This is a genomic window from Nocardia terpenica (assembly GCF_013186535.1).
In the GTDB taxonomy this organism is placed as follows: Bacteria; Actinomycetota; Actinomycetes; order Mycobacteriales; family Mycobacteriaceae; genus Nocardia; species Nocardia terpenica.
Genome location: NZ_JABMCZ010000003.1, coordinates 1,000,657 through 1,019,735 on the forward strand (window position 1 = coordinate 1,000,657; position 19,079 = coordinate 1,019,735).

General features: G+C 68.6%; 19 protein-coding genes. 12 read left to right on the top strand and 7 right to left on the bottom strand.

What is annotated here, in order from left to right:
* Nucleotides 1-154: 154 nt before the first annotated feature.
* Together HPY32_RS26220 and HPY32_RS26225 are read right to left on the bottom strand one after the other, a co-directional pair.
* Complete coding sequence (locus HPY32_RS26220; protein WP_156673752.1) at nt 155-466, bottom strand: glycine zipper domain-containing protein; 312 nt, start codon at nt 464-466, stop codon at nt 155-157.
* A 76-nt stretch (nt 467-542) separates the two neighbouring features.
* A complete protein-coding gene (locus HPY32_RS26225) occupies nt 543-1,463 on the bottom strand; it encodes a LysR family transcriptional regulator (RefSeq protein ID WP_067576693.1) in 921 nt (306 codons plus the stop codon).
* Between the two features lie 113 nt (nt 1,464-1,576).
* On the opposite strand from HPY32_RS26225, the gene HPY32_RS26230 reads away from it, so the two are divergent.
* From HPY32_RS26230 to HPY32_RS26255, 6 genes are all read left to right on the top strand, one after another.
* Nucleotides 1,577-2,770: a CaiB/BaiF CoA transferase family protein gene (locus HPY32_RS26230; protein WP_067576695.1), complete on the top strand. Its 1,194-nt coding sequence runs from the start codon at nt 1,577-1,579 to the stop codon at nt 2,768-2,770.
* Nucleotides 2,771-2,774: 4 nt separating this feature from the next.
* Nucleotides 2,775-3,551 carry an enoyl-CoA hydratase/isomerase family protein gene (locus HPY32_RS26235; protein WP_067576697.1) on the top strand — a complete coding sequence of 259 codons (777 nt, stop codon included), beginning with the start codon at nt 2,775-2,777 and terminating at the stop codon, nt 3,549-3,551.
* 16 nt (nt 3,552-3,567) lie between these two features.
* Nucleotides 3,568-4,728: an acyl-CoA dehydrogenase family protein gene (locus HPY32_RS26240; protein ID WP_067576699.1), complete on the top strand. Its 1,161-nt coding sequence runs from the start codon at nt 3,568-3,570 to the stop codon at nt 4,726-4,728.
* 2 nt (nt 4,729-4,730) lie between these two features.
* The gene (locus tag HPY32_RS26245; protein WP_067576701.1) at nt 4,731-5,804 is read left to right on the top strand and encodes an acyl-CoA dehydrogenase family protein; all 1,074 of its coding nucleotides are present in this window, start codon (nt 4,731-4,733) and stop codon (nt 5,802-5,804) included.
* A gap of 129 nt (nt 5,805-5,933) precedes the next feature.
* Nucleotides 5,934-6,989 carry a methyltransferase domain-containing protein gene (locus HPY32_RS26250; RefSeq protein WP_067576703.1) on the top strand — a complete coding sequence of 352 codons (1,056 nt, stop codon included), beginning with the start codon at nt 5,934-5,936 and terminating at the stop codon, nt 6,987-6,989.
* 123 nt (nt 6,990-7,112) lie between these two features.
* Nucleotides 7,113-8,324: an AI-2E family transporter gene (locus HPY32_RS26255; protein ID WP_253949867.1), complete on the top strand. Its 1,212-nt coding sequence runs from the start codon at nt 7,113-7,115 to the stop codon at nt 8,322-8,324.
* Nucleotides 8,325-8,333: 9 nt separating this feature from the next.
* Here the strand turns inward: HPY32_RS26255 and HPY32_RS26260 are convergent, their stop codons facing one another.
* Complete coding sequence (locus HPY32_RS26260; protein ID WP_231951504.1) at nt 8,334-8,567, bottom strand: DUF2087 domain-containing protein; 234 nt, start codon at nt 8,565-8,567, stop codon at nt 8,334-8,336.
* Between the two features lie 166 nt (nt 8,568-8,733).
* On the opposite strand from HPY32_RS26260, the gene HPY32_RS26265 reads away from it, so the two are divergent.
* Nucleotides 8,734-9,534, top strand: a complete 801-nt coding sequence (locus HPY32_RS26265; RefSeq protein ID WP_156673753.1) for a dienelactone hydrolase family protein — start codon at nt 8,734-8,736, stop codon at nt 9,532-9,534.
* Between the two features lie 293 nt (nt 9,535-9,827).
* On the opposite strand, the gene HPY32_RS26270 is transcribed toward HPY32_RS26265, so the two are convergent.
* Both HPY32_RS26270 and HPY32_RS26275 read right to left on the bottom strand, forming a co-directional pair.
* Nucleotides 9,828-11,297: a MutS-related protein gene (locus HPY32_RS26270; protein ID WP_067576709.1), complete on the bottom strand. Its 1,470-nt coding sequence runs from the start codon at nt 11,295-11,297 to the stop codon at nt 9,828-9,830.
* Complete coding sequence (locus HPY32_RS26275) at nt 11,288-12,805, bottom strand: MutS-related protein (RefSeq protein ID WP_067576711.1); 1,518 nt, start codon at nt 12,803-12,805, stop codon at nt 11,288-11,290. The genes HPY32_RS26270 and HPY32_RS26275 overlap by 10 nt, the downstream gene beginning before the upstream one ends.
* Before the next feature lie 104 nt (nt 12,806-12,909).
* On the opposite strand from HPY32_RS26275, the gene HPY32_RS26280 reads away from it, so the two are divergent.
* Genes HPY32_RS26280 through bioB form a run of 3 tightly spaced genes read left to right on the top strand, consistent with a single transcriptional unit; the run spans nt 12,910 to nt 15,359 of the window.
* Nucleotides 12,910-13,527 (top strand): ArsR/SmtB family transcription factor, encoded by a 618-nt coding sequence (locus HPY32_RS26280; protein WP_171983064.1) that lies wholly within the window; start codon nt 12,910-12,912, stop codon nt 13,525-13,527.
* Between the two features lie 3 nt (nt 13,528-13,530).
* Nucleotides 13,531-14,244, top strand: coding sequence for an SRPBCC family protein (locus tag HPY32_RS26285; RefSeq protein WP_067576713.1), 714 nt, complete (start codon nt 13,531-13,533; stop codon nt 14,242-14,244).
* 50 nt (nt 14,245-14,294) lie between these two features.
* Complete coding sequence (gene bioB / locus HPY32_RS26290) at nt 14,295-15,359, top strand: biotin synthase BioB (RefSeq protein ID WP_067576715.1); 1,065 nt, start codon at nt 14,295-14,297, stop codon at nt 15,357-15,359.
* Nucleotides 15,360-15,386: 27 nt separating this feature from the next.
* On the opposite strand, the gene HPY32_RS26295 is transcribed toward bioB, so the two are convergent.
* Complete coding sequence (locus tag HPY32_RS26295; RefSeq protein WP_067576717.1) at nt 15,387-15,875, bottom strand: MarR family winged helix-turn-helix transcriptional regulator; 489 nt, start codon at nt 15,873-15,875, stop codon at nt 15,387-15,389.
* Between the two features lie 94 nt (nt 15,876-15,969).
* Here HPY32_RS26295 and HPY32_RS26300 point away from each other — a divergent pair, with 94 nt between their 5' ends.
* Nucleotides 15,970-17,196, top strand: a complete 1,227-nt coding sequence (locus HPY32_RS26300) for an FAD-dependent oxidoreductase (RefSeq protein WP_067576719.1) — start codon at nt 15,970-15,972, stop codon at nt 17,194-17,196.
* A gap of 7 nt (nt 17,197-17,203) precedes the next feature.
* On the opposite strand, the gene HPY32_RS26305 is transcribed toward HPY32_RS26300, so the two are convergent.
* A complete protein-coding gene (locus tag HPY32_RS26305) occupies nt 17,204-17,971 on the bottom strand; it encodes a class I SAM-dependent methyltransferase (RefSeq protein ID WP_197696301.1) in 768 nt (255 codons plus the stop codon).
* Between the two features lie 142 nt (nt 17,972-18,113).
* On the opposite strand from HPY32_RS26305, the gene HPY32_RS26310 reads away from it, so the two are divergent.
* Nucleotides 18,114-19,076, top strand: coding sequence for an amidohydrolase family protein (locus HPY32_RS26310; protein ID WP_067576723.1), 963 nt, complete (start codon nt 18,114-18,116; stop codon nt 19,074-19,076).
* The last annotated feature ends 3 nt before the right edge of the window (nt 19,077-19,079 follow it).

Genomic DNA, 19,079 nt, shown 5'->3' on the forward strand with positions numbered 1-19,079 from the left:
ATGGGTCTCACCTCCTCGCGTGCTGTCACGGTCGTCTACACGCTAGCAACCCGGGCAACCTCCCGCCCAGCCATTTTGGAGAGCGGACCGGCGAAGAGGCCGGGCCTGGGCGATTGTGCCCGGCCCGGCCTCCGCCGTGGGTTACCCGCCTCGATCAGGGCAGGATCTGCGGGATCACGTCGGGGTTGAAATGGCCGACCAGGGCCCCGATCAGGCCGCCGAGGATCGGTCCGCCGGATCCCGTGGCAGATCCGACGGCCGACCCGATCGCGGCACCGGTCACCGCGCCGTTCAGCACCGGGTCGGGGTACTGGGATTGGGGATTGGTCGCAATGTTCTCCGGCTGCAACGGAATTCCGGCAGACGGAGCCGCCGAAGCCGTTCCGGCGAACACGGCCGCGGCCACCAGCGGCGCGGCGATCACCGCGGCGACACTTCCCGACTTGATCAGCATATGACGAGCCATTTCTTCCTAACTCCTACCGAATATCTCCATCTACCGTTTCCGACGGTAACGACTCCCGCTGACCGGCCGCTGACCGTCATCGTCCGTCCGTCGCCGTATCCCGCGGGCTCCGGCGGTCGATCAGGTCGATGATTCTGCGGACGGCCGCGTCGGCGGCGTCGGTGCGATGGATTGCGGCAATGCGGGTTTCGAGGTAGCGGGTGCTGTCGCGGAGGGGGACGAAACGGACGGTGGGCAGCGTCTGCTGGGCGAGTTGTTCGGGGACCAGGCAGACGCAGGAGCCCGAGGCGACATAGCTGATCAGGCCGAGGAGATCGTCGGCGTCGCCGCGGGTGCGGGGGAGGAAACCGGCCTCCCGGCAGGCGAGGCGCAGCTGTTCGGACAGGCCGGGGAGCGCCTCGGGGTTCGCGTCGACGAAGGTGTCCCCGGCCAGCTCGCGCAGCCGGATGCCGTCCCGGTCCGCGAGGCGATGCCGGTGTGGGAGCGCGGCGATCAGGCGCTCGGTGACGACATGGTGGATCTCCAGCCCGTCGGGATCGTGCGGCGACGCCCGGATGAACGCCAGATCCAGAATCCGATTGCGCACCAGGTCGGCCAGCGCGATCGACGACTCCTGCCGCAGATGCAGCCACAGTCCCGGCATCTCCTCGGCGATCCAGCCGAGCAGCCGGGGCAGGTACCGATAGCTGAGGCTGTTGATGAACCCCACCCGCAACTCGCCCTCCAGCCCGGCCGCGATGCGCCGGGCCCGCTCGGTGGCGGCGGCGTGCAGGTCCAGCATCTGCTGCGCGTCGCGGGCGAATGCCTCCCCGGCGGGCGTCAGCCGGACACCGCGAACGGTGCGGTCCAGCAACGCGACCGCGAGCCCGCGCTCGAGCCGCTGGATCGCCTGGCTCAGCGGCGGCTGGCTCATGGACAATCGCTCGGCGGCCCGCCCGAAATGCTTCTCCTCGGCGAGGACGACGAACTGTTCCAGCATCCGCTGCGTGAAGTCCATCCGGCGATCATATCCCAGAGCATATCTACTACCGGTCTAATTGATATTGGACGATATCGCGCCGCGGCGGTTTCCTGGAATCGAAAGATCCACCGATTCCGAGGAGATATGGGATGGGACAACAGGATTCGGCCGGACCGCTGGCGGGGGTGCGGGTCATCGAGCTGGGCAGCGTGATCATGGCCCCCTATGCCGCACAGCAACTCGGCGATCTCGGTGCGGATGTCGTCAAGGTCGAGCCGCCGACCGGGGACATGACGCGGGAATACCAGCCCCAGCGGCACCCCGGAATGGGCGCGTTCACGCTCAACCTCAACCGCAACAAGCGCAGTGTGGCAATAGATTTGAAGGCGCCGCACGGGCGGGACGCGCTGCTGGCCCTGCTACGCACCGCGGACGTGCTGATCACCAATATCCGGCCGCAGGCACTGGCGCGGCTGCGGCTGAGCTACGAGGACGTCGCCGACAGCAATCCCGGCCTTGTTTACGCCAGCGCGCAAGGGTTTCGGGCGGACTCCGCCTGGGGCACGCACGCCGCCTACGACGACATCATTCAGGCCGTCACCGGACTCGTCTCGCTGAACCAGAAGGTCACGGGCACACCGCATTTCCTGCCGACCGTACTGGCCGACAAGGTGTGCGGGCTGCAGATCGCGCAGGCGGTTCTCGCCGCGCTCGTGCACCGGGCGCAGGGTGGCGCCGGGCAGCACATCGAGGTGCCGATGGCCGATACGATGCTGGCCTTCAACCTGGTCGAGCACCTGTTCGGCGCGACCTTCGACACCCCGGACGGGCCGGGGCCGTTCGGCTACGGCCGGGTGCTCACCCCGCACCGCACCGCCCAGCGCACCGCGGACGGCTGGATGTGCATCCTGCCCGCGAGCGACCGGCACTGGCGGGACTTCTTCGCCTTCGTCGACCGGCCCGAACTCGCCGCCGACCCCCGCTTCCGGACGCTCGCCGACCGCGCACGCAATGTCGGCGAACTGTACGCCCTGGCCGGGGAGCTCACCCCGCGGCACACCACCGCCGAATGGCAGCGGTTCTGCGATTCGGTGAGCATCCCCGCCGGACCCGTCCTCGATCTGGACGCGGCCACCGCCACCGACTACGCCCGTTCCGGCGATCTGCTCATCGAGGCCGAACACCCCACCGAGGGCGCCTACCGGGTGATCGGGCGCCCGGTCCGGTACTCGGCCACCCCGCCCCCGCCGCTGCGGCACTGCCCGACCGTCGGGCAGCACACCGACGAGGTCCTGCGCGAGGTCGGCTTCGATCCCGCACTGCTGCACCAGGAATCGAGGTAGCACCATGGAACCGCTGAAGGTCGAGCGGCGCGGGAACGGTGTCGCCGTGGTGACGTTCACCAATCCCGCCAAACGCAATCCGATGACCGCCGAACTGACCGAGCGCTGGGCCGACACCATGCGCGCGCTGCGGGCCGCGCCCGACCTCCGCGCCGTCGTCGTGACCGGGGAGGGACCGGCGTTCTGCTCCGGTGCGGACCTCGGCGAACTCGGCGGCGTCGGCGGCGTCGACCTGCTCGCCGCCCGCGCCCGGCTGTCGGATTTCTATCGCACCTGGCTGACCGTCCGCGATCTGCCGGTGCCCACCATCGCCGCGATCAACGGGCACGCCATCGGCGCGGGGCTGGCCCTCGCGCTGGCCTGCGATCTGCGCTACGTCGTACCCACCGCCGAACTCGGTGTACCCTTCGTGCAACTGGGCCTGCATGCCGGAATGGCCACCACCGCACTGCTTTCCGAGGCCGTCGGCATGCAGCGGGCCCGCGAGCTGCTGTTCACCGGTCGGCTCGTCGGCGGCGCCGATGCGGTCGACCTCGGAATCGCCCTGGCCGCCGACGAATCCGTGCTCGACACCGCGCTGCACACCGCCGACCGGATCGCGGCGGCGGCGCCGATCGCGGTGCGGCTCACCAAGAGTGCGCTCGCCACCGGGCACGCGACCGTCGAGCAGGCCCTCGCGTGGGAGGCGCTCGCCCAACCCGTCACCACCCAGACCGCCGATTTCGCCGAGGCGATCGCGGCCCGCCGCGACCACCGGCCCGCGCGCTTCCTCGGCCGCTAGAAGGAGTGAACAGCGCATGACCGCAACACCATTCGACTTTCCGACGATCGAACTACCCGAATCTACCGAGATCCTGCGGGCCGAGGTCCGCGAGTTCCTGGCCGCCGAGCGCGCCCGGGGCACCGTGCTGGGGCGGGCCGATTCCTGGTTCACCGGTTGGGATTCCGCCTTCACCCGGCGGCTCGCCGAGCGCGGCTGGATCGGCATGGCACTGCCGAAGCGGTACGGCGGGCACGACCGCGGCGCGCTCGACCGCTACGTCGTCATCGAGGAACTGCTCGCCGCCGGTGCGCCGGTGAGCGCGCACTGGGTCGCCGATCGTCAAGCGGGACCGTCGATCCTGCGCAACGGCACCGAGGCGCAGAAGCAACGCTTCCTCCCCGCGATCGGCGCGGGCCGCTGCTTCTTCTCGATCGGCATGAGCGAGGAGCACGCCGGATCCGACCTGGCGGCGGTGCGCACCCGCGCCGAACGCATCCCCGGGGGCTGGCGACTGACCGGCACCAAGCGATGGACCGGCGGCGCGCACGTCAACGATTACGCAATCGTGTTGGCGCGCACCGATTCCGAGGCCACCGATCGGCACGCCGGGCTCAGTCAGTTCATCGTCGACCTGCGCGCCCCCGGTGTCCGGGTCGAGCCGATCACGCTGCTGTCCGGCGAGCACACCTTCAACTTCTTCCATCTGGACGGCGTCGAGGTCGGTGCGGATGCGCTGCTCGGCCGCGAGGGCGACGGCTGGAAGCAGGTCACCGGCGAATTGGCTTGGGAGCGCAGCGGTCCCGAGCGATTCCTGTCCACCGTTCCGCTGCTGATCTCCGCGGTCGGGCAGCTCGCGGAGGCGACGGTCACCGCCGAGCAGCAGGCCCGGGTCGGACGGCTGGTGGCCCGGCTGTCGGCGCTGCGGCAGATGTCGCTCGGGGTGGCGACGGCCCTGCAGGCCGGGCGATCACCCGATGTGCAGGCGGCGCTGGTCAAGGATTTGGGGACCCGGTTCGAGGGCGACCTCGTCGACGAGGTGCGTGCGCTGCTGCCGACCGTCCCCGATCCCGGTGCCACCCCGGGCTCGCATGCCGAACTGCTGGCCTTCGCCATCATGCACGGCCCGGCCTACACCCTGCGCGGGGGCACCAACGAGATCCTGCGCGGCATCATCACCCGTGGTTTGGAGAACTGATCATGATCGACACCGCACTACTCGCCGAATTCGCCGCCGAGGACATCGTCGCCCACCCGGCCGAATCCGCGCCCGGGGTCTGGCAGGCGCTGGCGGACAGGCTTCCCGCGCCCGATGCGACGACCGGCGAACTCGTCGCCCTCGTCCGCGAGGTCGGTCGCCTCGCGGTGCCCGGACCGATCGCCGAGACGCTGCTCGTCGCACGGCCGCTGCTGGCCTCGGGGCTCGAAATTCCTTCCGGCCCTCTTACTTATGCGTTCGGAGATCTCCGGGTTCGCTACGCGCACCCGGATTCGGACAGTCGCGTCGGTCCGTTCGGTGCGGCCGGGACCGACCACACAGTGCGGGTATCCGGTGTGCTGCACCGGGTTCCGTGGGCGCGCACCGCCGTCGAGGTCGTCGTGCTCACCCGGGGGCCGATGGGGCCGGTGCTCTTGCGGCTCGATCCCACCGCCGCCATACTCCAGCGGGGCGCCAATATCGCCGGTGAGCCACGAGATACCCTGGTGCTCAACGATATCGAGGTTCCCGCCGATCGGGTGCTGCCGATCGGCGGCGCGGTTCCGGCCGAGGCGCGCACGCGTGCCGCCCTCGCCCGTGCCGCGCTGATGGCCGGTGCGGCGCAACGCTGCGTAGAACTCACCGTGCGGCACACCACCACCCGGGAGCAGTTCGGTCGCGCACTGCGGAATTTCCAAGCGGTCAAACAGGAAGAGGCCAAGCTCGTCGAGGAAACCGCAGTGGTGAGCGCCGCGGTGACGGCCGCCGCCACCGCGCTCGACAAGGGCGGCGCGGCAGCGGAATTCGGCACCGCCGTCGCCAAGGCGCAAGCCTCCGAGTCCGCCGCCGAGATCACCCGCATCGCCCACCAACTGCACGGTGCCATCGGATTCACCGAACTCACCCCGCTGCGATTCGCCACCATGCGGCTGTGGTCGTGGCGTGACGAGGACGGCGCCGAGGGCGACTGGGGGCGGTATCTGGGGCGTCGGGTGCTGCGCGCGGGCGCCGCCGGACTGTGGTCGTTGCTGACCTCATCCGGCGATTCGGCCGGTGATGGCCGGCGAGGGCACTGATACGATGCGGGCATGTTTTTCTTCCACCTGCGGTGAGGACCCGTCGGCGAGGCGAGGATCACCCGTTGCCGGCGAGGCGGTGCGACGCGGCGTCGTGCCGAACCTCGATGTGGGAGAAGAACGTTCATCATGTGCATCCGCCTCGTGGCGCGGTGTCTGCGTGGGCTGGAGTCCGTCGTCGCGGCGGAGATCCTTCGGCTCGGGCTCGGCACGATCACCGAAATGGGACATCGCGAAGTGCACTTCTACACGACGCGGCCGGACCCGGCGATCCTGCGGTTACCGACCGCGGACGATGTGTTCCTGCTGGCCGCCGACGGACCCGATATCGGACCCGGCCGAACGTCGCTGACCGCCTTGTCCGGGCTCGCCGCCGAGATCGACGCCCCGGCACTGTCGCGATCGCGACGGCTGTGCGGAGGACCGGCCGGGCTCGGCGCGGGCGTCGAGGTGTCGGCGTCGTTCCTGGGAAAACGCGCGTTCAACCGCTATGACCTCGAGGACGTCGTCGGCCGCGCGCTGGGCGACCGCCTCGGGCTCGACTACCACTCACGACGCACCGGCGACCGCCCGGCACCGTCCGACAGCGGCTGGCGGCTGAGCCTGGACGGCAGGCGCTCTCGGCTCCTGCTGCGGCTCGCCGATCGGCCGCTGCATCGGCGCGCCTACCGGCAGCGGACGGTCCCCGGCAGCGTGCATCCACCGCTGGCGTCGGCCATGGCGCACGTGGCCGACCTGCGAACCGGCCACCGGGTGCTCGATCCCTGTTGCGGCGCGGCCACAGTGCTGATCGAGGCGGCGTCTCGCCAACCGGATGCCGTCTACCAGGGCTTCGATCTCGACCCGTCGGCACTGGGGGCCGCCCGCTCGAACGCCACCCGGCGGGTCACGATCGAGCGGGCCGACGCGGGCGCCCTCCCGGTGCCGTCGTCCAGTGTGGACCGCATCGTGTGCAATCCCCCCTGGGGCGGCCAGGTTTCGGCGCAGGGCTCGCTCACCCGCGGCCTCGTCCGATTGTGGATCGAGCTTCGACGAGTGCTCACCCCCGACGGTTCGGCCGTGATCCTGATCCCGGACGCCCGCGAGCTCGCCACCGCGATCCGCACCGGCTTCACCCCGACCCATGTCCAGCAGGTCCGGGTATCGGGCAGGCAGTCGTTCATCGTCCGGCTGTCGCGGGTGTGATCGACCGGGTCGATGACACGCCCCGGGGCCCGGCGGCCGGTCCGATTAAGCTGGCCGGTGGTGCCGTCGGCGGAGTCGAACGGCGGCGAAGAGCCGAGCGAAAACGGGGGACACCGTATGGGCTTGCCGACCACGTCGAATGGTGCGGTCAAGAAGACCGGGAGTGTGGCTGCCGGCGCGTCGGCGGATGCGGTGCATCCGATCGTCCGGGTCGGGGCGGAATGGGCGTGGCGGCTGCTGGTGCTGTTCGCCGCGGTGTACGTGGTGTTCCACGTGCTCCAGCGATTTTCGACGGTCACGATTCCGCTCGCGCTCGGGCTGATGGTGGCGGCCCTGCTGGTTCCGATCGTGAATTGGTTACAGCGCCTGGGGTTGCCCCGGTCGGTGGCCGTCATCATCGTGCTGGTCGGGTCGATCGGGCTGTTCGCGGGGATCATGACCTTCGTCGTCGAGCAGTTCGTCGCCGGTCTGCCGCAGCTGTCCGGCCAGTTCACCCACAGCGTCCATCAGGTGCAGGACTGGCTGACCAGGGGCCCGCTGCACATGAGCCAGGAACAGATCCACAACGTCGGCGACACCATGATCAAGTGGGTCCAGAAGAATCAGGACACGCTCACCAGCGCCGGATTCGCCACGGCGGCGGCCATCTTCGAGACCTTCACCGGCCTGTTCCTGACGCTGTTCGTGGTGATCTTCTTCCTGTACGGCGGCGGTCAGGTCTGGCACTTCGTCACCAAGCTCGTCCCGACACCCTCGCGCGCCAAGGTCCGCCACGCCGGGGAGCTCGCCTTCGGCTCGCTGGTCGGATTGATGCGCGCGACCGTGTCGGTGGCCGCGGTCGACGCCATCGGCATCGGTGCGGGCGTGGCCATCCTCGGTGTGCCGCTGGCGCTGCCGCTGGCCTCGATCGTGTTCATCACCGCGTTCATACCGGTGATCGGCGGCGCCCTGGGCGGCACCGTCGCGGTCTTCGTCGCGCTGGTCACCAAGGGCTGGCTCACCGCGCTGATCACCCTCGGCATCACGGTGGCGGTCATGCAGCTGGAAAGCCATGTGCTGCAACCGTTGATCATGGGCCGGGCGGTGCGGATCCACCCGCTGGCGGTGGTGCTGGGCATCGCGGCGGGCGTCGTCGCCGGAGGCATCGCGGGCGGTTTCTTCGCGGTGCCATTGATCGCACTGCTGAATACCGCGATCAGGTCCCTGCTCTACGACGACGACCCCGACCAGGAGTACGAGCCGCTGGCCTCGGAGGACACCTCCGGCGAGCCGATGTTCGCGGCCGAGCCGGACAAGCCGACCGACCCCGAGAAATCCGACGCCGCAAGGGAATAGCGCGGTGCGCTACCCCTCACCGTGATCCACGGTCCCAGGCACCCAGTACCGGGCACCGTCACGAGTCCGATCCAGCCGCCCCGTCTCGACCAGATACCGCCGCAACGCAACGTGATCATCGAACACCCCCGCCAGCCTCCCATTGACCTGCGGCTCGGTATAAACCACATCCGGCTCGAAACAAGTACGAGCAATATGGCTGAGCACCATCTCCCGCAACACCCGATTCCGCACCGACGGCATGCTCACCAACCGCCCCCCACGATAAAGTCGATCGATAGCTGGATCACCACTACCACTACCCCCACCGGGCCGGGATCGATGCATACCCCCAGTGTCACGCCACCCCACACACAACCACAATCGGATTTCCCACCGCCCCCACCCACCATTCGGGTTCCATGACCGCATGGACCAACGAATCGAGTGGACGGATCGGCGCATCGCCGACGGTGGTGTAGTGGAACAGGGATTCCGCCTGACCCGAGAAACCCATGTAGTTCCGGGAGCCCTTTGGCTCCCTTCCACCCCACACGCATCACCTCCCGCCCTGGTCCTGCTCGGGCACGGCGGAAGCGGGCACAAGAGAAGCGAACGAGTCGGCGCCCTGGCTCATCGGTTCGCCTCCCGCGGTGGTCTCGCCGCCCTCGCGATAGACGGCCCCTACCACGGCGAACGCGTTCCCCGGCCGATGTCGGCCGCGGAATACCAGGCCCGCATCGCCGCAGAAGGGATCGATGCCGTCCTCGACCGCATGACGGCCGACTGGCTGTCATCGATTCGCGCCCTCGGTATTTCGGGCATTGTGGATGTCGACCACCTCGCCTATCTGGGAATGTCCATGGGGACAAGACTCGGTATCCCGGTGGCGGCGGCCCTGGACGGTCGGCTCCGCTGTGTGGTCCTCGGCAAGTTCGGTTTCCGGCAGGGACCCGCCCTGCACGAAGGTCTGCGCGCGACGGAACGTCTCGCCGCCGAGGCCCGACGAATCTCCGCTCCAACGCTGCTTCACCTGCAATGGGACGACGAGTTGTTTCCCAGGGACGGTCAACTGGCCTTCTTCGATGCCCTGGGGGCGCGGGACAAGCAACTGATCGGCTATGTGGGCTCTCATGCCGAAGCGAATCCTGATGCGGTGAGCCGCTGGTGCGATTTCGTTTGTCGCCACCTGCTTTCAGAGGCGGTCGTAGATTGTGATCATGCGGTTTAGGACCGCGGTGGCTGCGTTCAGGGCTTCGGTGTTCTGGTCGGCTAGTTCTTCCAGGAGGGCCTTGTGGGTAGGTGGGCTGCGCTCGGTCGAACGCGTCGAGGAAGCTGCCGCAGGCCGCACCCGCTACGAGCACCGAGAACAAGCCAGCTGAGCGAGCCCGGCCGCGACGTCCGCCACTACGTCCACCGCGACGGCCGCATCACCGACGGCACCGCCGATCCCCAATGGTGGCTCGGCGCAGCGCCTTCCGCGCTCACGGCGCAGCGTCTCGCACGCTGACGAGCGTCGGCGGCTCAGGGCGTGCGGTCGAAGATGTCGCGGAAGATGTCCGCGGCATGGCTGGTGGGCTCGGGAGCTCCGGCGGTCACGCGGAAGCTGCGGGTGCCGTCGGGGCGATGTCCCGCGCGCAGGAACAGGTCGGTCGGATGGCCGGATCGGTAACGCCGGTGGGCGAATTCGTACAGGTGGGTGACGAAGACGATCCGGACGCCGGTGGCGAGGAAGCCGTCGAGGAGGGGACCGGCGATGCGGGTGGCGTCGCCCTCGCTGGTGGCGGAGAACGACTCGTTGCACAGCAGCAGGGAATTCGGCCCGATGCGGTCGACGATAGCGCTCATGCGCGACAGTTCGTCGACCAGCTTGCCGTGCGACATCGTGCGGTCCTCGTCGGTGACGAAATGGGTGAACACGCCGTCGCGCACATCGGCCTCGAAAGTGTCCGCGACGACGAACATTCCGGCCTGCATCATCAGCTGAGCCATGCCGACGCTGCGCAGAAAGGTCGATTTGCCACCGCTGTTGGCGCCGGTGACGACGATCAGCGAGCGCCCCGAGGCGTCGATGTCGTTGCCCACCACCGGCCCGGCGCCGGACAGGCACAGCGCGATATCGCGCAGGCCGGTACCGCGCAGCCGCGCCGTACCGGCCGGGTGCGGGGTCGGCAGGCACAGCGGCAGCCCGGCGCGGCTCAGGCGGTCGTGCAGCGTGAGACAGCCGAGATAGAAGGCGATTTCGGTGCGGAGGCGGCCGAAGAAGTCCTGCACGTGGTTGGCGGCGTCGTCGACGACATCGGCGATGATCGACAGGGCCCGATCGCGTAACCGCATGACGGGATCGAATTCGGGCTGCGGTTCCTCGATGACGCGGAAGACCTGGCCGGTACGACGATCGAATCCGAATCGGCGGCGGCGGATCGGCTCGTGCAGCACGATGCCCGCGATCGTGTTCCCGCCGCCCAGCCCGGCGCCGATATGGATGCCGTGCTCGAAATCCATTGCGGACAACTGTGTTTCGATACCGTCGAGATAGCCGTCGTCGAGCTCGGTGGCGACGGTGGCCATCAGGGCGGTGAATCCGGCCGAGTCGAACACCCGTCCGTCCCGGTCACAGGCGGCGCGCAACCGCCGCAGCATAGTGACCAGCTCGGTCAGCGGTTGCAGGGCGAGCACCAGTTTGCCGTTGGCGTGGTGCGCCGGGCCGACCCTCCAGCGCTTGACTTCGGTTGCCTCGGTGGCAATCCGGTAGAGCTCGCGCACCACGGCCGGATGGGCGCGGCAGTCCGCCAGCACCGCGTGCCGATGGCGGATCACCTCGGGATCGGTCACCGGCGCCGCCAGCACCGCACGCACCGCCTCGAGAATGGCTGGATCATCGCCTGCCATTGCGGCGCAAAGCAATTCGACACCCAGATCGCCGAAGGTGTGCTCGCCGACGGCCGCTGGCACACCATCATGGTCGGCGGGCTGTAGCAGGTTCACTCGCATGACGTGATCCTGGCGACGACGCGATCGTAGGTCAGGCCGAAGCGCTCGGCGAGCGCCACGGCGTGGGCATTGCCGTCGGCCGGTCGTCGCTCGATCCGGAACGTGCGCCGCGACGGATCGTCCGGGTCGGTGGCGGCGACCATGCTGACCGTGGCCGGGCCGGTGCGGGCCAGCTCGTCGAAGAAGGTGACCCACACCGCGAACGAGCCGCGCTCGACGATCCGGTCGAGCACATCGCGCCCGATCCGCACGGCATCGGCGGTGCCGGTCGCGCTGAAACTCTCGTTGAGAACGAGCACGCTGTCGGCGGTGGCCGCCGCCAGAATCTCGCGGATACGCACGAGCTCCTCGGCCAGCCGCCCGTCCGGATCCCCGGCCTGCTCCGCGCGTTCGAAATGCGTGCACAGCCGGTCCGGCAGCGGCAGGCACGCGGCGCGGGCGGGAACAGGACAGCCGAGCGCCGCGAAATACACCAGCTGCCCGACCGTGCGGGCGAAGGTCGTCTTCCCGCCTTGATTCGGACCGGTCACCACCAACACCCGTTCCGGGCCGGAAAGTTGGAAGTCATTGCACACCACCGTATTTCCGCCGCGATGGCGATGGGTGAGCAGAGCCAGGTCGAACGCGTCCTCGGCATGGACCGGCGCACCCCGAGATGCCAACCGCGGCAAGCAGGTCGCGCCGCCGACCCGCCGCAGGAACGCGAGATAGGCCAGATAGAACTGAATCTCCCGATCGAAGGCCGCCACGTCGGGATCGGCGAATGTCTGGAATTCGCGGGAGAATTCGGTGAGCAGCTCGAACGCGGCCGGATGCAGGGCGGCGACCCGGTCGAGTATCTGCTCCTCCATCAGGCTCGTATCGTCCCACTCCGAACGCACCCGCGGCGCACGCGGCCCGCCGGATCCGAAGCACGAGAACAGCTTCGCGATCGCCGCGCTGTAATCCGGCGACGCATCCGCGGGAGCCACCTCCAGGGTGCGGTCCACGATCCGAATGCTGTAGCGCACCTCGCCCAGCGCCCGCCGCACCCGGCGCACGGCCGCGGCGAGACGACCGAAATCGGGTCCCGCGACATATGCGGAGACGAATTCACGCCATCGGGTCAGCGCCCGCGAAGTCAACGGCAGCCCGGTCAGCGACTCGGCCATTGCCGCGACGGCATCAACATACTCCGCCGCGGCACTGAGCTGCCACCATTGCCGCTGGTAGGGGTGATGCACGCGGTCCCGCCTGGCAAGCCGCTTCCGCATGATCCGCATACACACCGCGAATTCGTCGAACACCGCCCGCACCGATTCCTCGCCCAGATCGCCGAACACCTCTTGGCGGTGCCGGACGATATCCGGATCGCGCACGGGCTGCTCGAACCAGGCGCGCAGGCGGTATTCGTCCCCGCCGACGATCGCATCGATGATCCGATCGATATTGAGGTCGGCCATAGCGACAGCGCCGACATCCAGGTAATCAGCCGCCGCCCCCGGCCGTAACACGCTCACGCCCGACATGCGCAGAGACACTACTGTCCGGTCGGCAGGTAGGAGTGGGGTTTCGCGCAACCGACAACTATCGGAGTCTTGACAATATTATTTGTCGGTGCGACTCTGGTCGCATGCAGGACGTGGCCGTAATCAAGGACCCGGCCGCGGCCGGGTCCTCACTGGACCCGGTGCGGGCCCGGCTGTTGGCGGAGCTGGCCGAGCCCGCCTCGGCCACCATGCTGGCCGCGCGCGTGGGCCTGCCCCGGCAGAAGGTGAACTACCACCTGCGCGCGCTGGAGCGGCACGGCCTGGTCGAGCTGGTGGAGGAGCGCCGCAAGGGCAATGTCACCGAGCGAGTGCTCCAGGCGACGGCCGGGTCGTATGTCATCTCCCCGGCCGCGCTCGCCGCGCTGGAACCCGACCCCGCGCGCGAGCCCGACCGGCTGTCGGCGCGCTGGCTGCTCGCCCTGGCCGCCCGACTGGTGCGCGATGTCGGGGAGCTGCTCACCGCGGCCGCGCAGGCCCGAAAGTCGTTGGCCACCTTCGCCATCGACGGCGAGGTGCGCTTCGCCTCCGCGGCCGATCGCGCCGCGTTCGCCGAGGAACTCGCCGACGCGGTCACGGCGCTGGTCGCCAAATATCACGATGCGTCCGCCGCGGGCGGGCGTCGGCACCGCGTGCTCGTGGCCGTCCATCCCGCTGTCCCAACCCCGGCCCCCGAAGCCGGGACCGATGAGAAGGAGACCTGAAAAGTGCCGAAGAACTTCGAGATTCGCCGCGAGGTCGTCCTGGAGGCGACCCCGGAGCAGGTGTGGCAGGCCATCGCGACCGCCGAAGGGCTCACGGCGTGGGCCCCGCCCCCGCACGAGCGACCCGAGGGAGCCGGGGTGGAGCGGGAGGAGCCCAAGCGTCTCGCGGTCCGCACCCCCGAACTGCCCAACGGAGCATTCCACGCGTTCGAATTCCTCCTCGAGGCCCGCGACGGCGGCACGACGGTCCTGCGGTTCGTGCACAGCGGCTTCCTCGGCGACGACTGGGACGGCGAATACTCCTTCGAGGAGCTGACCGGCTTCGGCTGGAACATGTACCTGCACACGCTGTCCGAGTACCTGAAGTACTTCTCCGCCCGGCGCGCAACGTATGTCGAGGCCCAGGCGCCTGCCGTGGGAGCGGCCACCGAGGCCTGGCCGACGCTCCGGAAGGCCCTCGGCGTACCCGACCAGATCCGTCTGGGCGACCAGGTGCGCCTCACCCCCGACGGCCTCCCGCCGATCGAGGGCGTCATCGACTACGCCGAATCCCCCGCGCACTTCCTGGCTGTGCGCACCGACGACGGCCTGTATCGCTTCCACAATCTGACCGCCATGAACATGCCGATCGCCGTGGGGCACCACATCTTTGCCGATATCGATCGCGAAGCCACCGTGCGGGCCTGGAAAGACTGGCTCGACCGCCTGTTCGCCTAGCTGAAACCCATACTTGAACGGTGTTCAAGCTCGAGGTAGATTCCGTTGGCATGGCTAGTGATCTGCTGAACCTGTTGGTCGACAAGGCATTCCGGCGGGAGGCGCCGACGCGGGCGGAATCGCTTGCGCTGCTGGGGGAGTCGGAGGCGGTTATCGATGTCGTCGCGGCGGGCGCGCGGGTGCGGCGTGAATTCTTCGGTGACCGAGTCAAACTCAACACGATCGTGAACATGAAGAGTGGGCTGTGTCCGGAGGATTGCGGGTACTGCTCGCAGCGGCTCGGGTCCGGGGCGGGGGTGCTCAAGTACTCCTGGATCACCTCGGAGCGGGCCGCCGAGATCGCGGGCGACGCGGTTCGGGCCGGGGCCAAGCGGGTGTGCCTGGTCGCCAGCGGGCGCGGGCCCGCGGATCGCGATATTGCTCGGATCGAAAATACGATCACCGCCATCAAGGCCGATCATCCGCAGGTCGAAATCTGCGCGTGCCTCGGCTTTCTCAGCGACGATCAGGCCGAGCGGCTGGCCGCGGCGGGGGCGCACGCCTACAGCCACAACCTCAATACCGCCGAGGCCCGCTACGCGGACATCTGCACCACGCACACCTTCGGCGACCGGGTGGACACCCTGCGCCGCGCGACCGCCGCCGGTCTGTCGCCGTGCTCGGGCGCGATTTTCGGCATGGGTGAATCCGATGACGACATCGTCGATGTCGCACTGGCGCTGCGGGAACTGGACCCCGACTCGGTCCCGATCAACTTCCTCATCCCGTTCGACGGCACCCCGCTGGGCACCCGCTGGGACCTCACCCCCGACCGCTGCCTGCGCATCCTCGCCCTGTTCCGCTTTCACTTCCCCGACGTCGAGGTCCGCCTCGCGGGCGGCCGCGAAATCCACCTCCGCAGCCAGCAACCCCTGGCCCTGCACCTGGCCAACTCGATCTTCCTCGGCGACTACCTCACCAGCGAGGGACAACCCGGCGCCGACGACCGCCGCATGATCACCGACGCGGGCTTCACCATCGAGGGAGTCGACGACCCCACCCTGCCCCCGGCCCGCCACGACCTGGTCGCGATCCGCCGCCGGGGAGCCGGAACGGCCTTGCGCCCCAACGCATAAGCGCCCGCCGGCTGTCGCGGCGAGGCGTCACACGGGCGGGTAGGAGTCCAGGCGGCGCAGCCGCTGTACGTGGGTCTGCTGCAAGGTGGTGGCGTTGGTGAGGAAATCGGTGATCAGCGCGAGCTGCTGGCTGTTGTAGCGGGTCAGCAGCTGCTGCTGTCCCTGTTCGATCAGCGGAGTGATGAGCTCGAATACCCGCCGGACGACGGTATCGGTGGCCCGCACGATCAGCATGCGGCGATCGGTCGGGTGCGGGGAACGGGTGATATAGCCGATCGTTTCCAGCCGGTTGAGCATGGTGGTGACGCTGCCGGTGGTCAGCCCGAGCCGGTCGGCCAGCAGCCGCGGCGTGGCGGATTCGGGCACCTCCTGGATCAGGATTTCCAGGCAGCGCAGATCGGTTTCGTTGATCCCCAGCACCCGGGCCACCTCCCGGTCGAAATCGTCGACCGCCGCCTGCAGGCTCTCCATTGCCTCGCCCAGTTCGGCAGCGCCCGGCTCGGGTGTGTTCGACATACAGACTTGCCCACCTCTCGCATCCTTGTGTAGCTTGATCATCAAGCTACTCGCTTATCAAGCGAATCAGTAGCTGAATCGATCAGGAGACATTATGACGAAAGCACTGATCATCGGCGCGGGTGTGGCAGGCCCCGTCCTGGCGATGGCACTGGACCGGGTGGGTATCGAGGCGACCGTCTTCGAACGCGATCCCGCGGGCGCGGAACAGCGCGGGTCCTGGCTGACCTTCCAGGCCAACGGCATGGACGCGCTGCACGCCGTCGACGCCGCCGGTCCGGTCGAGAAACTCGGATACCCGGTCGACACCATCAGTTTCATCACCGGCAAGGGCAAGCTCCTGGGCCGCGTGCCGATGGCCGCCCGGCGCTCCGACGGCCAGAAGTCGCTGATGATGCCCCGCGCCGACCTGTATTCCGCCCTCGGTGATCAAGCGCGCGAGCGTGGGGCCGACGTTTGCTACGGCAAGAGGTTCGTCGACGCGACCACGATCGCGGGAGGCGGTGTCGAGGCACGCTTCGCCGATGGCAGCACGGCGGTCGGTGATCTGCTCATCGGCTGCGATGGCATCCACTCCCCGGTGCGCGCGATCATCGACCCACACGCGCGCCGCCCGCGTTATGTCCCGGTGCTCAATGTCGGTGGCTACGTTCCGAACTTCACCGTCGATGTACCGGCCGAGGAAATGCGCATGCAGTTCGGGACCCGCTGCTTCTTCGCCTGGCTCCCCGCACCGGACGGCGGCACCGTCTGGTTCGCCAATCCACCCATGCCCCGCGAACCCGAACATGGTGTCCTGTCGGGCATGTCGGACATCCAGTGGCGGCGTTGGCTGCACGAGTTGATGGATGGCGACGTCGGCCCCGCCCACGACATCATCGACGCCGCACCCGGGCCGATGATCGGCTGGGCCACCTACGATATGCCCGTCGTGGAGCACTGGCACAACAACCGGAACATGCTGATCATCGGCGACGCCGCGCACGCCACCGCGCCCTCTGCGGGACAGGGTGCGTCGATGGCGCTCGAAGATGCGGTGATCGTGGCCAAATGCCTGCGGGACTGCCCCGACATTCCCTCCGCGTTCACCACCTTCGAATCCTTGCGCCGCGACCGCGTCGAGAAGATCGTCGCGAACGGCAATCGCGGCTCCAATCAGAAGGCCGCGGGCCCGGTCGCCCGTGTCATCCGAGATCTGATGCTGCCCACCATGTTCCGCCGTGCCGCCCGCAACGGCGGCGAATCGATGATGTGGTTGCAGGGGCACCACATCGACTTCGACGAACCGGTCGCGCTGGCCAGCGTCTCGGCGCTGCGCTGAGCCCGAGTCAGGCGCGGCAGCGCAGCATCTCCAGTGGCGGGTTGGCGAGCGCATCCGCCCAGAAATCCGCACCGAATTTGCGCAGCCCGGCGTCGGAAATCTGTACCGGGACCCACGTCACCTCGTCGAATCCGGCTGCCCGCAAGCACTTTTCGTAGACCTCGCGGCGTGGGCAGGTGGCGACGAACGTGATCGGCGGGTCGAGCAGGGCCGTGATGCGGACGCGCGGTCCGGCCTCGGCCGTCTCGCCGGTCGACTCGCAGACGAAGCCGTACTTGTCCAGGGGCGGTCCGTCGAAGCGGTAGTCGGGGGTTTGGGCGAGTACGAAGAACTCCGCGCCGGGCGCCAGGCTCCGATGCACGGTGCGGCACATCCGTTCCAGGGCGGCGATATCCTCCGCATAGCTGAGCAGCTGAACCGCGGTGGCGATGTCGAAACGCCGTTCGAGGGGCCACAGTTCGGACACATCGCCCACCTCGTAGCGCACACCCAGCGGATCGTGTTCCTCGAATTCCCTTGCTGCGGCTACCATTTCACTGGATATATCTATTCCGAGCACCTCCGTGGCGCCGCGCCGCTTGAACTCCCGGCTGTAGAAGCCTGTGCCGGAGGCCAAGTCGAGGACCGACTTTCCGCGCACGTCCCCCACCATGGCCAGGAAGCTGGGCACCTCCCCGTACTGCGCCAGCGGCAGGGACTTGAAACCCTCGAACGCCCCGCCGATCTCGTCGTACTGCTGCACACTCACTCCCTCGTGTCCCGTCCCATCGAACACGCGGGTCAGGGTGCCCGACAATCGGGAGATCGCACAGACCGCCCGGCACTCCCGGTCCGACGGCCTGTGCCTTCCGACCAGACCGTCCCGGTGCGTAGCCTGGAATCGTTGCCGCGCGGCCCAAGACGATCGGAGGACATCCATGCGTGTCGTCGCACTCGAGGAGCACTTCAGCCACCCCGCACTGCAAGATCCGGAGTCGGCCGCCCGGCTGCGGGCCAATCCGCGGATGCAGCGCATCGAGACCGATCTGGCCGATATCGGCGAGCAGCGGCTGGCGGATATGGATGCCGCGGGCATCGATGTGCAGGTGCTCTCGCACACCGTGCCGGGCGCCGAGGCGCCGAAGCCGGAGCGGGCGGTGCGGGCGGCCGCCGAGGTCAACGACGCCTTGGCCGCCACGATCGCCGCGCACCCGAGCCGGTTCGCCGGATTCGCCACGCTGCCGATGCAGGATCCCGAGCGGGCCGCCACCGAACTGGAGCGGGCCGTGCGTGATCTCGGGCTGTGCGGGACGATGATCAACGGAATGATCGACGGCGCATTCCTCGACGATCCGAGATTCCTGCCGGTGCTGGAGCGCGCCCACGACCTCGATGTGCCGGTGTACCTGCATCCGGCATTACCGCCGGAATCGGTTGCCGGAGCCTACTATTCGGGATTGCGGCCGGAGGTGGGCCAGTTGCTGGCCATGGCCGGGTGGGGCTGGCACGCCGAAACCGCGGTGCACACGCTGCGCCTGATCGTGTCCGGCATCTTCGACCGGCTGCCCGAGCTCCAGCTGATCATCGGCCACATGGGCGAGATGATCCCGTTCGCGCTGGACCGCATCGACCGCGTCCTCGGACCGGTGACACCGCAACTGCGCCAACCCATTCCGGATTACTTCCAGACCAATATCCACATCACCACCAGCGGCTACACCGCCATCGCGCCGCTACAGTGCGCACTGTCGGTGCTGGGCGTCGACCGGATTCTGTTCTCCGTCGACTACCCGTACCTGTCCAACCGAGCCGCCCGCACCCTGCTCGACACCGCCCCGCTCAGTACGGCCGACCGGGAGAAGATCGCGCACGGCAATGCCGACCGCCTGCTGCGTTTGTAGCGA